The following is a 16,144-nucleotide window of genomic DNA, read 5'->3' as shown; positions in this document are numbered from 1 at the left end:
ATGATTTATTCAAAAATACTTATTTATTTGAAATATATAGAATTAAATCAATTAATCTGTGTGAATACCCGATTTCATTATCATACCAACCAACAATTTTCACCATTTTTCCAATTACAGAAGTCATTAAGGCGTCAAATGTGCAAGAATATGGGTTGTCAATAACATCTACTGAGACAATTGGATCTTCTGTATACGATAAAATACCTTTTAAATTGGTTTCGGCAGCTTCTTTAAATGCTGAATTAATTGCTGCAATTGAAGTTTCTTTTTTCACGTTAAACGTGATATCTGTCAATGAGCCATCAGGTACAGGAACACGAATTCCACAACCACCAATAACATCTGAAAATTCAGGAAATATCTTTGTTAATGCTTTGGCAGCTCCTGTTGTCGTTGGAACAATACTTTGACTTGCGCCACGAGCACGACGTAAATCACGATGTGGCTGATCGTGCAAACTTTGATCTGTTGTATACGAATGAATCGTTGTAATATACGCTTGTTCAATACCACACAATTCGTTAATGACTTTCATCATTGGTGCCGCATTATTTGTAGTACAAGAAGCATTGGAAATAATCGTTTCTGAACCATTTAAAATATATTCATTAACACCTAAAACCACCATTTTAATTTCTTCATCTTGTGGCGGAACAGCTAAAATTACTTTCTTAGCTCCATTTTTAATATGATTCTCTAAAAGTGGTTGCGTTTTAAACTTTCCAGTGGCTTCAATGACAAAATCAACATTGTATGGTTGCCAATTGAGTTGTGTGATATCTGAAATATTAGTGACAGGATATTTTTTTTGATCAACCAAAATATCGGTTTCAGTATGTTTCACTTCTTGCGAAAGCACACCATGGATACTATCATATTTTAATAAATGACTTAGTGTACGTGTATCAGCCAAATCATTAATGACAACAACTTCAATTGATGGATGGTTTAGGAGTAAACGAAAGAAGTTTCGACCAATTCTACCAAAACCATTAATAGCAACTTTAATCATGCGTATTATTTATATTAACAAGTGTAAAATTACGGTTTTAGATTGAAATAGCGCTTAGTATTGAGAATTGAGTAGTGAGATTTTTTAGTTATTAAAAGTCTTAAAAATAAAAAGCGCAACCTTCTAAAGTTTTGAAGATTGCGCTCGCCGTAATAAAAAGATATCTTGCGTTGATTATTGTTTTACGAATCTTTTTGTGCCTATATTTTCAATTCTTATAAAATATACAGCACTTTTTAGATCAGTAATATTTATTTTTTTACGATCAGAAATGATACCTTGCTGTACTTTCATTCCTAATAAATTATAAATAGTATATGATTCTTCTGTATCTAAACCAGCAATTTGAATAAAATTATTTGAAGGATTTGGATATAATTCTACATCTTTTGTATTTGCTATGAATTCATCTGTAGATAAAACTCCAGGCGCACCAATACTAAAGTTGTCAAAAAAGATATACATACTAGGTGAAGCTACTCGGATTTCATCAACTGCAGACCAACCATTCATAGTAAAAGTTCCAATTTGATCATCTGGAACAGTAAACGCTTGCGATGCTACTTGAACTCCATCTCTGAAACCGAAAAAAGTGATAGTAACTGATGAAATTGTACGTAAGTCAATTAAATAATCAATACTTGTAAATTTAAAGTTAGAACTATCAGAAGTGTACAATTTTACACCAGAGTTTTGATCATTTGTTAAAAATTCATTGGCAGGATACACTCCGCTTTCATTTTGATAACTGTTAAATCTCCAACCATCATATGAAATATCATCGATAACCGTTCCATTAGCTATGTATTGAATATCATTAAAAATAGTATCTTCATATAAATAGTCAGAAGTTTGATCACCAGTTACTGGCAATGCATAAAAATCATCTTCATAAGATGTTTCACATACGTTATTCGCATTAGCCAAATACGTTATTAAAAGTAATGTTAAAAAAGTAATTTTTCTTGTCATAATGTTGAGTTTTAGAGTTTTTAATTAACTGTACTGATATTATTTACAGTACTTTAGGGGTGTTTCGTAAAATAAATTCACATAATAGTATATTCTATTAATTACGGTGTAAAACTATATTTTTATTAGAGAAAGTAACCATGTAATTTTTACAATATTTACTAAATAGGTAAAATTACGTACGATGAATTTTTCTATGTGTAATATTTACAGTATCTATGAAATACGTAAAATTACGCACGCTTACATTTGCTACTTTTTTTACATTTACAATCAAATAGAATAAGAATATTTATTAATAGATTAATCAACTTAAAACCCTTAAACATTATGACTGAATTCGCAGACCCTAGTATCAGTATTGAAAATTGGCAAGCACTTGCGCAAGGCGCGCCTGATGATGGTATTATTTCAATGTTTGAAACAAATGGAAATAGTTTTCCATTAACATTAGATGCAACCTTAAAAGCTTCCGAACGATTGCATATTTATTTTACATTGGATGATTCTGGTAAAATTGATTTTTTTGTAATTCCAGCTGATTCAGATATAAGTACCAACAAAAAGATTTATAGCGCTGGGCAATATCCAATTGCACTTAGCTCAAAACAGAATTCAATAAATAACAATGAAAATAACGAATTAGTCACATGGATTGACAACTGGTGTAATGAAACATTGCGTAATAATTGGCTAATGAATATTACTGCTGCACCGCAAGTATTAGTTATTCATACATCTGACTTTACTGTAAACGATTTACATGAATGTTATTTAGCGTTAAGACCCAATTCAAACCCAACAATACCTACTAAAAACAGAATGGATTTGGTGGTAAAAAATACAGTAACCAATACATTTATAAATGTAAAATTGACAACAGATGTCGCAGGTGATTTTGGCCCACAATTTAGAGATATGGCACGACCAGTTCCACCATTCGGACAAGAAAACCATGCTTCAACAGATCAATCTAATTTTGGAATTTTAAGTACATTAGGAAGTTAGTAATGAAATTTAATACATTTTCTGAAATAATAACTAATTTATCACCACTCGTACTGCTTATTGGTACGAGTGTTGGATTATTTTATTACAAAAAGTTAGATAAGATTACTAAGTTATTGTTATACTTTTTAATAGGAAGTTTGGCTATAGATATGTGCTCTAGAGTTTTAGCGGAACTATTAAATAACAATTTAATCTTATACGTAGCGCTCAGTTTATTAGAGCTCCTCATTTTTTTTAGAATATATAATAGGCTATGTAAAAAGAAAAAACTTATCAAAACCTTAGCAATTTTAGGTGTACTGTATACATTGATTGAATCAATATATTTAAATGCAAATAATGTAGAACTGTTTCAACCGTATGCAAAAGCATTGACGCCTTTATTAATTGTAGTGATGGCGTTGGTTTACTTTTTTGAATTAATTCAAGATGAAATGAAACTCTTAAAAGGAGAATCACGTTATTTTTCATTCAATAGTATTGTATTGTGCTTTTTTGCACTAGAATTTTTATTTTTATTACCAATTAACTTTTTAATTAACGGAGGTTTCTATTTGGCAGTATATGTGTTAGTAGCACATGTTTTTTTACTTGTATTATTTTATTCGTACCTAACTTATTTTATATGGAAGCATGGCAGAAACCAGAAACGATAATTCTCTGGATTATTATTGTGGGAATATTTCTAGTGGTACTGTTAACAGTAATCATCTTTTTAGTGCGTGCTATTTTTAGAAAAATAATCAAAGCGAAAGAAAAAGAAGCAAACATACAATTGGCATACCAACAAAATTTACTTGAAACAACCATAAAAACACAAGAAATAGAACGACATCGTATTGCTGCTGATATTCATGATGGATTGATAGGAAAGTTGACAGCAATAAAAATGGAGCAAGAAATAAAGCAGCGAGATCAAAAAACGGTGGAAGCCTTGCATGAAAGTATTAATATTGCTCGTAGAATTTCTCATGACTTAAGTCCACCATTAATTGAGTTTACCAAACTTCCAGAATTAATCAAGGAATTGCTATATCCTTGGGAACAACATATACTTATTAAAACTATTTATGATATTCGACATGACACCATAGATTCTGACGATTTTAAAGTACAAATTACACGGATCATTCAAGAAGTCATTACAAATATCATTAAACATGCTGATGCAACTCAAGTTCATTTCCACTTAAAACAAACAAAAAATTACATGGCACTACGAATTAGTGACAACGGAAAAGGATACGATACTGAAAAAAACAGCAAGGGATTAGGGACTAAAAATATTGAAACCAGAGTACAATACTTAAAAGGTGTATATAAAGTAAAGTCGCAACTAAAAAAGGGAACGTTTAACATGTTTCTGTTTAAAAATTAAAAAGAATTATGGAAAAAATAACAATTGCTTTAGTAGACGATGATGCATTAATTGTATCATTATTAAAAGACTTTTTAGGGAATCAAGAAGGTATAGAAGTTTGTTATACTTCTGATAGCGGCGAAATGCTCATAGATAAACTTGCTACGGAAAGTGCGTTGCCAGATGTTATGATTCTAGATTTAAACATGAAAGCCATGAATGGTGTAGAAGTGACAGAGTTTCTAAAACAAAACTATCCAAGTATTCGTGTGATACTAATGACGTCACATTACAAACGTTCTTTTATGGGATTCATGTTAAAAACAGGAGTCTCTGCCTTTTTACCTAAAGGAATTTCACCTGTTCAATTGTTAGAAATTATCAGAGAAGTCTATGACAAAGGTTTTTACTTCATGGACGATCAATTAGGGACATTGCGTGAGCAAATATCACACAAAAGCCCAAAACCAACCTTAATAGAAAAAAACAGACTTACCGAACGTGAAGTGGAAGTCTTAAAATTGATCTGTTTTCAAAAAACAGCCAAAGAAATTGCAGAAAAACTCTTCATTACACCACGTACGGTAGAAGGTCATAAAAGTAATCTATTCATAAAAACGGAAGCACGAAACATTGCAGGTTTGGTTATCTATGCCATTCAAAACAATTATATAGAGCCGAATGAAATTCCACTTATTTAGTAGTGAGAATTGAGATGTTAGTAATGAGAAGTGCTTTGAAATTTCAAGTGTCATAATACTTCTCGATACAATTTTTTCATTTTGCTATGCAATGAACAAACCTCTCGAAATGATGTTGCTGAATAAACAAAGGAAAATTGATAGATTCCTGCCTTCGCAGGAAATCGAAGATTCGACAAAGTCAATGACAAAGAAAATATATAAAGGTTGAGGTACTGAATCAAGTTCAGCATGACGTTGGTGTCAATAAAAAAGACTAGCAGCAAAAAGCAACTAGTCTAGATTATAATTTAACATTTAAAATTCCTATTCAATATGTTTATGTGCTTTGTAAGACGAACGTACCAAAGCACCGCTTTCTACATGACGGAAACCTAAATCCAATCCAATTTGACGGTATTTGTCAAACTGATCTGGCGTAATAAATTGTTGTACAGGTAAATGCTTTTTACTTGGTTGCAAATACTGTCCAATTGTAACAACGTCCACATTTGCGTCGCTTAAATCGTGTAGTGTTTGAATCACTTCATCTTCTTGTTCGCCCAAACCTAACATAATACCCGATTTCGTTCTATTGATTCCTTGATCTTTCAAATACTTCAACACACCTAAACTACGATCGTATTTTGCTTGTATACGTACTTCACGCGTCAAACGACGAACGGTTTCCATATTATGCGAAACTACTTCTGGAGCAACTTCTACAATACGATCTAAATGACGTTCTACGCCTTGAAAATCTGGAATCAAAGTTTCTAGCGTTGTTGTAGGATTCATTCGGCGAACAGCTTTTACTGTTTCTGCCCAAATGATACTTCCCATATCTTTTAAATCATCACGATCAACCGAAGTCAACACCGCGTGTTTAATTTTCATGATTTTTATAGAACGTGCTACTTTTTCAGGTTCGTCCCAAGCAACCGTTTCTGGTCGTCCCGTTTTTACACCACAAAATCCACACGAGCGTGTACAAACATTTCCTAAAATCATAAAGGTTGCAGTTCCTTCGCCCCAACATTCACCCATGTTTGGACAACTTCCAGATGTACAAATTGTATTTAATTTATACTTATCAACCAATCCACGAAGTTCTGTATATTTCTTTCCTGTTGGAAGTTTTACACGAAGCCATTTCGGTTTTCCTTTTGGAGGTAATACACTAGCTTTTGTTTCTACACTCATAGCAACTTTTCTATTCATTGAAAATATGAAATGCAAAGATACAAAGAATCTCTTTTAAAATAATGCTAATCTAAATTGGTTGATTTGTTTTTTGTTAGTTCGAGCGCAATCGAGAATCTTTTAAAAAGAAATAAAGCTTGATAGCTTTTTTGAACACTTTTAATCCTTTAATATTTACCTTATTTTGTTGTTAGTTATACAACTAAAGCGTAGTCAAATACCAAATAGAAAACCCCGTTAAAGCCAACATTCCAACCCAACTTAATATGCGTAAGAGAGTTTTTGGTTGCCATTCTTTAGGCGTGTGTTTACTTGTGATCAAAATATAGTTTGAAATTGCATAGAAAGGCGCTGTAATAAAAGATAACGCCGTAGCAATATAAATTAACGTGCTCATTTTGGTTAAGAACTGTGTAAGAATGATAACAGTTCCAACAACTAAAATTAACATCCAAAATATATAACTATGTTTTATAAATTTTCCGAATAACAATTGACTTGTTTTTGCCATCGCTCTTGGTGAAGCATCTAACGTGGTTAATGTTGTACTAAACATGGTTGTAAATGCCGCAATTGCAATAATAATATACGTTCCGCTTCCTAAGTTTTGTGTATATAAATCTATTAATTGAGAAGCAAAAACGCCACCTTTTGGTGAAAATACAGTTCCTGAATTAAACATGACATATGCGCCTAATGCCATAAAACATACTCCTAAAATGATTGTAATAATGTACCCAAAGTTGAAATCAAAGAGTGCATTTTTGGGTGTAAAACTTTCTGTTTCGTTCTTTTTTTCAATTGCCCAAAGCGAATGCCAAATTGAAATGTCTAATGGAGCTGGCATCCATCCCATAAAAACAATTAAAAGTGTAATGCCGCCTACTTCTGTTGGGAAAATTTGCCCAGCACTCAACGCTTCATTTCCGCTAGTCATTGCAAAACCTACAGCAATTACAGTACTTATTGTCAGTGTGATGATAATTACTTTCATCAACTTATCTAAGACATTATAGCGTCCAGCTGTTAAAATTCCTAAACAAATAAGCGTAATGATTGTACTCCAAATTTCCATAGATAATTCTATTCCGAAAAGTTGAGAAGCCAAACCTGCTGTGACAATAGTGACCGCAGTTTGTATGGTAAACATTGTTGCAAATGATAAGATGAAATATGCAACTAATAAACCTTTGCTGAGTTTTTTGTAACCATCAAGTAAACTTTCGCCTGTTGCAGCGGCATATCGTGGTCCAAATTGAAAGAAAGGATATTTAAACAGATTTACTAATAATAATGCCCATAATAATCCAAAACCAAATTCAGCACCAACTTTCGTTGAATTTACTAAATGCGAAACGCCAATTGCAGCGCCTGCAAACAATAATCCTGGACCGAGTTTTTTAAGAAATGTAGTCATTATTTTTTCTGAATAATTTCGGCTAATAATTTCTTAGCGCGTAATAATTTCACCTTTACATTATTCATCGGCTCTTGTAATTGCTCTGAAATTTCTTTATAACTCAACTCTTGAAAATAACGCAAATTGATCACTTCCTGATAATGCGGTTTTAACTTTTTGATATCACGTAAAAGCTTTGCTAAGTTTTGTTCTGTAATGATTTTATCTTCAGGCGTTGGACCATCATCAATGATTCTATATACTTCTTCTTCTTGCTCTTGCGTAGTTTCAATGAATGTTTTTTTCTTACGTAAAAAGTCAACATGAACATTTTTAGAAATTGTAATCAACCACGTTTTAAACTTATAGTTTTCATCATACGTTTCAATTTTATCAAATGCTTTTGAAAAGGTCTGAATTGAAATATCTTCCGCATCATTTTCGTTCTGAACGCGTTTTAATTGAAAACCATAGACATCGTTCCAAAATGAATTGAGTAGGAAATTGAACGCTACTTGATTGCCAAGTTTAGCTTTTTGAATGTATGCTTTCAGAATCGTTTCTGCTATTTCCAATGCGTTGGTTTTGAGGTCAAATTAGTGATAAAGATACCAAAATGTATGATAATTAAAAAGATTTCAAGAATTGGTAACAAATATAAAATGTCCTGTTCTTTAAGTTTACTCGTTGCAAAACTAAGCACAAAGTATTGAATAATGATTTTGAATAAAAGTACACAAAGTGCCAATTGCCACATAGAAGTGAATAGCAATACAATTGCTAAAACCCAACATAATAACTGCGTTAGAAAAAATGTTCCTAATAAGAATTTGTGAATAAATTTATAATGTGAAGAGGTACTTACGTGTCTACGCTTTTGACGAAACCATGAAATGAAACTTGTTTTTGCGTTCGATACAGTAACGCTATCTTTTGAAAAACAAATGGCTGTATTTTTTCGAGTTGCCGCATCTTTTATGAATAAATCATCATCTCCAGAGCGTACTTTCATATGATTTACAAAACCATTTACACCATAAAATTCATCTTTATGATACGCTAAATTTCGTCCTACAGCTGTATATGGAATTCCTATCTTAGCATAACTAAATGCTTGCACAGCAGCCATCACTGTTTCAAATCGTATTAAAAGATTTAGTAATGAGTATTTCTTTTTTGCATATGAACCATATCCAATGATGATTTTTTTCTCACTTGAGAAATGCAAACTCATTTCAGTAATCCAATGCTTAGAAACAGGTTTGCAATCTGCGTCTGTAAAGAGCAAATAATTGTGTGTTGCAGCTTTGATTCCGAGTGTTAAAGCGTATTTTTTATTTCCCCAGAAAGCTTCATTATTTTCTACATTAACAATCTTAATATTGGAATGTTCTTTTTGAAAACGTTCCATAACATCTAGTGTTTCATCAGATGAAGCATCATTTATGAGTACAATTTCAAAATTTTTGTAGGATTGTTGAAGCAACTCAGGAATTAAAACTTCCAGATTTTCAGCTTCATTTTTAGCACAAACAATTACAGAAACTGGAATGTCGTATTGTTGTTTTTTGCGTTGAATCTTCGCGAAAGCGAAAACACCAAAAAGGATATAATAGATAATTTGTATAGCTGCAATTGCTACAAAAATGTAAAAAAGTAGTGTAATCATAAAATTGGGAGAAAGCAAAAAGCCTACTGATGTTGCGGTTCAGCACATGAATCAAATTGATCTGGAGTTTTTCCACAAAATCCACAAGCGTCTCCATCTTTGTTTAGCATTGGGTTTTGACTTGCGCAAGTTCCTGCAAACTTTCCGTCTTTTTTTGCCCAAATTTTAATTGCAATTCCTGCAACACCTAATGATAATAAACCAATTGTTAATAATGCGAGTTTCATGACCTTGTGATTTTTTCTATACTCAATAAATCTGCTGCAAAGATACGGTTTTTTTACAAGATTGATGCGTAAGAATATTTGAATAATATATTAACAATTGTAAAGAAAAATAAATGAGAGACTACAAGTGATAAATAGTGATAAAACAGTAATATGACTGCATTTTAGTTATTTAATTGTTAGTAAGTTAAAATGCTTTGCGAAGGTTTTTTCTCTATATTGAGCTAACTAATCATTTAAATATAACAATTATGAAGAAGTATTTTGCAGAAATTTTTGGAACTTTTTGGCTTGTATTTGGAGGTTGTGGTAGCGCAATTTTTGCCGCAGGTTATCCAGATTTAGGTATTGGATTTGTTGGAGTTTCATTAGCTTTTGGTCTTACTGTACTGACAATGGCGTATGCGGTTGGACATATTTCAGGCGGACATTTTAACCCAGCAGTTTCTATAGGACTTTGGGCAGGAGGAAAGTTTTCAGGTAAAGATTTGCCAGGGTATATTGTTTCGCAACTTGTTGGAGCTACCTTAGCCGCAGCAGCTTTGTATTTAATTTTTACAGGAAAACAAGGCGTTACAGATATTGGTGGTTTTGCCGCAAATGGTTATGATAGTTTATCGCCCGATAACTACTCCATGATGTCTGCATTTGTTGCTGAATTTTTACTGACAGCATTTTTCTTGTTGGTAATTCTCGGTAGTACAAATGAAAGAGCACCAAAAGGATTTGCACCAATTGCTATTGGTTTATGTTTAACGTTGATTCACTTAATTAGTATTCCAATTACGAATACTTCGGTAAATCCAGCGCGATCTACAAGTCAGGCGTTATTTGCTGGTGGAGATTATTTACCACAAACTTGGTTGTTTTGGGTTGCACCAATATTAGGAGCAATTGTAGCCGGATTTATTCATAAAGCATTATTTGATAAAGAGTAGATAACATTCTTGTATAATTTTAAAAATCCTGTTTTCCCATGAAACAGGATTTTTTATGGAATAATTTTTGATATCTTGTAATAGATTTTTTAATGTAAAAAGTTGTGCTATGAAGTATTTAGGAATGATGTGTATGTTGATTTTAGTAGTTGGATGTTCAGCGCCAAAAGTTGTGTATGATTATGATACGAAGCTAGATTTCTCAGCATATAAATCGTATAATTTTTATCCTGAATTTGAATCAGGTTTAAATGAATTGGATACAAAACGGTTACTAAGACAAACGGACTCTATTTTACAATCCCGCGGATTTACAAAAACTGCTACTCCAGATTTTTATATTAATATAATGGTTAGTGCTTTTGAAAATAATCAAAATAGTACTGTAGGTGTTGGCGTTGGTGGCGGCGGACGTAGTGCTGGTGGCGGAATTTCTATTGGATTGCCAATTGGAACTTCAAAGTTAAATCAACAATTAATCTTTGACTTTGTAGATGTTAGAAGAGACGAAATGTTTTGGCAAGCTGTTGCTGAAGGTTATTATAAAGAAAATGTAACACCACAAGAACGCGAAGCATATTTTAGATCAATCTTATTGAAAGTATTGGAAAAATATCCACCGAAAAAGTAGTTATGAGTTATTAGAATTGAGTAGTGAGTCTTCTATTTTGAATACTGAATACTGAATACTGAATACTGAATACTGAATACTGAATACTGAATACTGAATACTGAGTTTACTTCTTGTTTAGTTTAATAGAATGAATGTCTATTAATTCATTTTGTAGAACATACACAACCAATCCAGCAACATTTTTACAATCTAGTTTTGACAATAGATTATTGCGATGTCCGTCTACGGTTCGCGCGCTTATGAACAGTTTTTCGGCAATTTCTGGTGCTGTATATTGTTCGCAAATTAGTTGTAATACTTCTTTTTCTCTATTAGTCAGCTCTACTGAAAATTGCGCTTTTGGCTTTTTCTTTGAAATAATATTTTCTCTAATAATAGCCAATACTTCTGTATTGTAATGAAACCCTTTTTCATAGACAGCTTCAATAGTTTCTACAACTTCTTCTGGTTGCGAATTTTTTGGCAAATATGCAACTGCCGATAATTCAATCATATTAATAATAAAAGCTCTGCTAAAATGTGTAGAAATCACAATGATTTTTAATTGAGGATATTTCTTTTGAATTAATTTTGCTGCTTCAATACCATTCATCTCAGGCATTTTTAAATCGAGCAATAAAATATCAGGTACTGTTTCGCAATTGGCTAATTTTTCTAACAAATCGACTCCATTTTCGGCTTCTAAATCTACTTGAAGATTTTCGTACGCATTCAATAGTAAACTCATTCCTTTTCGGAATAATGCTTCGTCGTCTGCAATGGCAATTGAAATGATTTTCATAATTAATGTATTAAACTTTGGTGCGTATTGGAACTGATTCAATAACTACGTTTGTACCGTTTTCTGCGGAAGAATTCAATTGATATGTTGCGTTGATGATTCGCAATCTACTTTCAATATTTTTCATTCCAAGTCCTTTTTTATGTGTTGTTTTAGAACTATCAAAACCAATTCCGTTGTCTTGATACGTTAGCTTTATAAAAGCTTCTTCTGAATGTAAAACAATGTCAATTTCGGTTGCTTTTCCATGTCGTATTGAATTACTTATGAGTTCTTGTATGATTCTAAAAAGATTCAATTCGATTAACGAATTTTCTATAGGAATTGTATCTTCTACAGTAGTGAAATCAACCTGAACATCACCAGCCAAATTGTAACTGTGTTGTAATTCTCTAATCGTTTCTGCCAATCCAAACTCTTCTAATGTTGGCGGCAATAATTCATGCGAAATAAAACGGATTGAATCTATGGTAGTATGGATCACTGTTTCGACTTCATTCGTAATTACATCTATTTCTTCATGCTCTTTACCAAACTTTTTTAAGCGACAAATGTTTAGGAAAATCACATTCAATTTTGAACCTATTTCATCATGTAAATCGCGTGCAATTCGATTCCTCTCTTTCTCTTGTGTTAAAATGGTAGCATGTAATAATTCTTCCTGATGTTTATAATCTAATTTCTGAACGCGCATTTGCTCTTTGAGCATCTTTTTTTGCGAGTAGTTTACAAAAAGCACAAATGCCATCGCAAACGCTAGCATAATTAATATGCCAATGATTATAAATATCATAAAGTTGTTTTCCTGAAAAATACTTTCCATAATCCTACTAAGATAAGCAACTGAAAAAGAAAGTTTAACAGTGCATTAAAAAGCCAAAACGGAACATATATTTGTTCATTGTCTAAATAGATATTGCCGCACATAAATATAAATAAACTTCCTGAATAATAGATAAGTATAGCCGAATTGATAAGGCGCAAACTTTTAGATATTTGAGGAGGAAATGATTGATTATCAATGAGGTTATAAAAATACAATACGGCATATCCAATAATTGTTACCTGAACAAATGTTTTGGCATAACTATTAAATTCAAAAATGCTTTGAAAAAATATAGAATTGCTGATGATAAAAAGACTTCCAACAATGATAAAATACCAAAATCTTCTTTTTAAAAAAATAGGTTTGTTAAGTAAGCTTTTAAAGAAATATGAAAGTAAAAGAAATTCGCCCAACGTATACAGATGTAATAATGGCAAATTATTATATTCTAAATTCGTGAATATGATTGCCGAAATTTCAATAGCAAGATTCCAAATTAGAAAATAGAATAATCGTTGAAACGGAACATTTAACTTTTTTCGATGGAAAATGCAAAACGCTACACTAATACATAAAAATAACAATGCACTATTTGCAGTATGAAAGTAAATACTATTTAATGTAGCGTTTGTATCCATTAGATTTATTTCTGTGTTTATATAGTTTGTTTAAGTTAGTCAATTTCTGGGTATTCAATTCCAAGTATTCCTTTTGGGCAACCATTAGGACAAGGCCGCGTAAAATCAAAATACGTATGCGTTATTACATCTTTACTAGTTTTTGCATCTGTTGTGGTTGTTGTAACTTCTTCATGAACAAATATAATTTCGGTAACAAATTCACCTTCAATTATTTTTTTATCATCATCAAATACTGGTCTTATTCCATTCATTAAAAATAATTTATGAGAACAGTCTAATTTACGTTCCGACAAAACTTGTAGTAAGAGATCAAAATCTACTTCAGAGCCATAATTTAATATTTCATTTTTATCAAGAAATTCACAATCAGTTGAATCTTTTGAGTCTTGTGGAGAAAGACAAGATTTTACTCTATCTATATAATCTTTATACAGTTTTAAACTTGTCTCTGCTGAATCTTTATTTATTTCATGTTCTCCGTAATCTTCAAGATTTTTACAAGGAGTCCAAGAAATATTAGTTAAGTCTGTGCTTATTTCTTTTGAAGATTGTTCTTGATTGCACGAAACAATTAGTGTGAATGCCAGCACAAATACAACAGCATATATAATAGTTGATTTCATAATAATTAGTTTAAGGGTTTATCCATTTTTCATGTTGAAGATAGGGAAGAAACATGCTATAAAAATGGTTTCAAGCCCAAAACAGGTTGAACTACCTAGTATTTTACGTCAAATTGCCTGTTGTTTTCTTGTGAAAAATCACTCCGACGATTCATCTTCTAAAATAAAAGTGACTTTTTTATATAATGTATTTATAGTCAGAGAAATAACAGCTTTGTAAAGTGTGCGAAAATGACCAAGTAGTTTAACCTGATTTTACAAAACAAGCTCATACACGCTAAAATCATGTAATTAATTTAGAGACATTTGTTACAGAATCATATCATTATTACTTCTAACATGATTCCCTTAAAAACTAAAACGAAAAGCCATGACAAAACTAAAAAGTCTTAAGAAACCAAACATCGTTCTCATTATCTCCGACCAGCAAACTTGGAAACAAAATTGGGATGAAGTTTGGGCTAAAAATAATTTGCCGGCAATGAATAAGTTACTAAAGAATGGACTTGCGTTTAACAATGCATTTACCAATTCATGTACATGTACATCGAGTCGGACAACGCTTTTTACAGGGACTTTTCCTGCTACGCATGGTGCAACGCAAGTATTAGCTTTTGATGATCCTTACAACGAAGAAAATCCACCAAAAGGATATACACAGGTAATGCAAGGGCAATTGCGTAACAATATGGACAATATGTTCAAAATGATGGAAGATGCTGGTTATACTACTGCGTATAAAGGCAAATGGCATATAAGCAAACCTACACAGTTTATTAAACAAAAAGGAGTAGGGCCATTAAAACCAGATGTCAATCAATTGTATTGGACGTCCAAAGATGTTTCACATTTAGATGCGATGTATGGCGTTAAAGAATGGACGTATCCTGATGCTGGAGACGATGCTAATATTTTTAATTTTGGTGGCGGACGATTTAATAATGACGGTCGTTTTGTAGATGGTAAAGGTCAAAGTGCTTTGTATGGTAAAAAACTTCCAGGAATGAGTTTAGAAGAGTCCAAAGCCGAAAGATTAAAAGCATGTGCTAAAGAATACATTAAAAACTATAAGGATGACAAACCTTTATTTTTAGTAGTTTCGCTTGTAAACCCACATGATGTATTGTCGTATCCAGGAAATGAAACTATGACTTCTACTGATGGTACACCTCGCAATCCACCTTTATATAAACTTGGTGGATACAAAAACGATGATTTTAAAGATATAAATGTTACACTGCCAACAACGTGGAACGAAAAATTAGATACGAAGCCAAAAATTCAGACTACTTGGCAAGGATTGTTACAAGGATTCGGAGAGATCAATACTAAAGAAGTTGCTACTAATTATGTGAAGTTTTATGCGCATCTAACTGCCGTTGTTGATAAGGAAATAAACAAAGTCTTGAAAGCACTGAAAAAAAACCCAAAAACAAAAGACTCATTAATTATTAGATTGAGTGATCATGGTGATATGGCAATGTCGCATGGAATGATGCGTCAAAAAATGTTCAATGCATATCAACAAACGATTAATGTGCCTATGATATTTTCTCATCTTTCAGATAAAAAAATGTTCTCAGGTAAAACCACGGAATCTTTTGCAGGATTGATTGATTTAATGCCAACAATAGCAGAAATCGCAGGCGTGAATACTAAAAAATATAAATTTCAAGGAAAGAGTCTAGTGCCAATTTTAGAAAATCCTGAAAAAACGGTACAAAATCATGTTCATTTCACATTTGATGATAGTTATATTCAAAGTGATACACCTCAAGATATGGGCGCTTGTCGTATTCGTTCTATCATACAAGTGAAAGGCAATCAAAAATGGAAATATTCGGTGTATTTCGATCCTAATTATGGGCAAGAAATAGAATATGAAATGTATGATATGACCAACGATCCTGAAGAAAGATATAATCTAGCATTCCAAGATGTCAAGAAAGTGATAAAACTTTATAACAGTTCTAAAAAAGATAAAATTAAAAAGACTGCACTAATGAAAAAGCGCCAAAAATTACATGAACTATTAACAAAAGTAATGATTGAAAAAGGAACGATGCCAAATACTATTGTTTGGCCAAAAATTTCTGGAGAAAAGGCATAGTACATAAAATCGTATATTAAATCCTCAATGATGTTATTTTTATTATTTGAAGATT

At 32.0% G+C, this 16,144-nt stretch carries 18 protein-coding genes; 7 read left to right on the top strand and 11 right to left on the bottom strand.

Features of this window, described 5'->3' with window-relative positions; translation table 11 throughout:
- Positions 1-19: 19 nt before the first annotated feature.
- Together gap and ACUUYC_RS01230 are read right to left on the bottom strand one after the other, a co-directional pair.
- On the bottom strand, positions 20-1,015 hold the full coding sequence (gap, locus tag ACUUYC_RS01235) for a type I glyceraldehyde-3-phosphate dehydrogenase (RefSeq protein ID WP_474262971.1): 996 nt from the start codon (positions 1,013-1,015) through the stop codon (positions 20-22).
- A 174-nt stretch (positions 1,016-1,189) separates the two neighbouring features.
- Entirely contained in the window at positions 1,190-1,987 is a 798-nt protein-coding gene (locus tag ACUUYC_RS01230) for a T9SS type A sorting domain-containing protein (RefSeq protein WP_474262969.1), read from the bottom strand.
- Between the two features lie 330 nt (positions 1,988-2,317).
- Between ACUUYC_RS01230 and ACUUYC_RS01225 the strand changes: the two genes are divergently transcribed.
- From ACUUYC_RS01225 to ACUUYC_RS01210, 4 genes are read left to right on the top strand one after another with little or no spacing between them, the layout of a single operon-like run.
- Positions 2,318-2,995 carry a hypothetical protein gene (locus tag ACUUYC_RS01225; protein ID WP_474262967.1) on the top strand — a complete coding sequence of 226 codons (678 nt, stop codon included), beginning with the start codon at positions 2,318-2,320 and terminating at the stop codon, positions 2,993-2,995.
- Between the two features lie 2 nt (positions 2,996-2,997).
- Complete coding sequence (locus tag ACUUYC_RS01220; protein WP_474262965.1) at positions 2,998-3,654, top strand: hypothetical protein; 657 nt, start codon at positions 2,998-3,000, stop codon at positions 3,652-3,654.
- Entirely contained in the window at positions 3,624-4,376 is a 753-nt protein-coding gene (locus ACUUYC_RS01215) for a sensor histidine kinase (protein ID WP_474262963.1), read from the top strand. Before ACUUYC_RS01220 ends, ACUUYC_RS01215 begins: the two co-directional genes overlap by 31 nt.
- Before the next feature lie 8 nt (positions 4,377-4,384).
- Positions 4,385-5,059 carry a response regulator transcription factor gene (locus ACUUYC_RS01210; RefSeq protein ID WP_474262961.1) on the top strand — a complete coding sequence of 225 codons (675 nt, stop codon included), beginning with the start codon at positions 4,385-4,387 and terminating at the stop codon, positions 5,057-5,059.
- Positions 5,060-5,365: 306 nt separating this feature from the next.
- On the opposite strand, the gene lipA is transcribed toward ACUUYC_RS01210, so the two are convergent.
- From lipA to ACUUYC_RS01185, 5 genes are all read right to left on the bottom strand, one after another.
- A complete protein-coding gene (lipA, locus tag ACUUYC_RS01205) occupies positions 5,366-6,241 on the bottom strand; it encodes a lipoyl synthase (RefSeq protein ID WP_474262959.1) in 876 nt (291 codons plus the stop codon).
- Positions 6,242-6,443: 202 nt separating this feature from the next.
- Positions 6,444-7,661: an Nramp family divalent metal transporter gene (locus ACUUYC_RS01200; RefSeq protein ID WP_474263571.1), complete on the bottom strand. Its 1,218-nt coding sequence runs from the start codon at positions 7,659-7,661 to the stop codon at positions 6,444-6,446.
- Positions 7,658-8,215 (bottom strand): RNA polymerase sigma factor, encoded by a 558-nt coding sequence (locus ACUUYC_RS01195; RefSeq protein WP_474262957.1) that lies wholly within the window; start codon positions 8,213-8,215, stop codon positions 7,658-7,660. The genes ACUUYC_RS01200 and ACUUYC_RS01195 overlap by 4 nt, the downstream gene beginning before the upstream one ends.
- Entirely contained in the window at positions 8,206-9,309 is a 1,104-nt protein-coding gene (locus tag ACUUYC_RS01190) for a glycosyltransferase (protein ID WP_474262955.1), read from the bottom strand. Before ACUUYC_RS01190 ends, ACUUYC_RS01195 begins: the two co-directional genes overlap by 10 nt.
- Before the next feature lie 23 nt (positions 9,310-9,332).
- A complete protein-coding gene (locus tag ACUUYC_RS01185) occupies positions 9,333-9,536 on the bottom strand; it encodes a membrane or secreted protein (RefSeq protein WP_474262953.1) in 204 nt (67 codons plus the stop codon).
- A gap of 251 nt (positions 9,537-9,787) precedes the next feature.
- Between ACUUYC_RS01185 and aqpZ the strand changes: the two genes are divergently transcribed.
- Together aqpZ and ACUUYC_RS01175 are read left to right on the top strand one after the other, a co-directional pair.
- On the top strand, positions 9,788-10,474 hold the full coding sequence (aqpZ, locus tag ACUUYC_RS01180; RefSeq protein WP_474262951.1) for an aquaporin Z: 687 nt from the start codon (positions 9,788-9,790) through the stop codon (positions 10,472-10,474).
- A 109-nt stretch (positions 10,475-10,583) separates the two neighbouring features.
- A complete protein-coding gene (locus ACUUYC_RS01175) occupies positions 10,584-11,105 on the top strand; it encodes a DUF4136 domain-containing protein (RefSeq protein ID WP_474262949.1) in 522 nt (173 codons plus the stop codon).
- 106 nt (positions 11,106-11,211) lie between these two features.
- On the opposite strand, the gene ACUUYC_RS01170 is transcribed toward ACUUYC_RS01175, so the two are convergent.
- Genes ACUUYC_RS01170 through ACUUYC_RS01155 form a run of 4 tightly spaced genes read right to left on the bottom strand, consistent with a single transcriptional unit; the run spans position 11,212 to position 13,979 of the window.
- Entirely contained in the window at positions 11,212-11,889 is a 678-nt protein-coding gene (locus ACUUYC_RS01170; protein ID WP_474262947.1) for a response regulator, read from the bottom strand.
- 10 nt (positions 11,890-11,899) lie between these two features.
- Positions 11,900-12,682: a sensor histidine kinase gene (locus ACUUYC_RS01165; RefSeq protein WP_474262945.1), complete on the bottom strand. Its 783-nt coding sequence runs from the start codon at positions 12,680-12,682 to the stop codon at positions 11,900-11,902.
- Positions 12,679-13,353 carry a hypothetical protein gene (locus ACUUYC_RS01160; protein WP_474262943.1) on the bottom strand — a complete coding sequence of 225 codons (675 nt, stop codon included), beginning with the start codon at positions 13,351-13,353 and terminating at the stop codon, positions 12,679-12,681. The genes ACUUYC_RS01165 and ACUUYC_RS01160 overlap by 4 nt, the downstream gene beginning before the upstream one ends.
- Positions 13,354-13,388: 35 nt before the next feature.
- A complete protein-coding gene (locus ACUUYC_RS01155) occupies positions 13,389-13,979 on the bottom strand; it encodes a hypothetical protein (protein WP_474262941.1) in 591 nt (196 codons plus the stop codon).
- 370 nt (positions 13,980-14,349) lie between these two features.
- Here ACUUYC_RS01155 and ACUUYC_RS01150 point away from each other — a divergent pair, with 370 nt between their 5' ends.
- Positions 14,350-16,089 (top strand): sulfatase-like hydrolase/transferase, encoded by a 1,740-nt coding sequence (locus tag ACUUYC_RS01150; RefSeq protein ID WP_474262939.1) that lies wholly within the window; start codon positions 14,350-14,352, stop codon positions 16,087-16,089.
- The last annotated feature ends 55 nt before the right edge of the window (positions 16,090-16,144 follow it).

The sequence above is a fragment of the Kordia sp. E genome (genome assembly GCF_056033805.1).
This window is presented reverse-complemented; position numbering and strand designations above follow the sequence as displayed.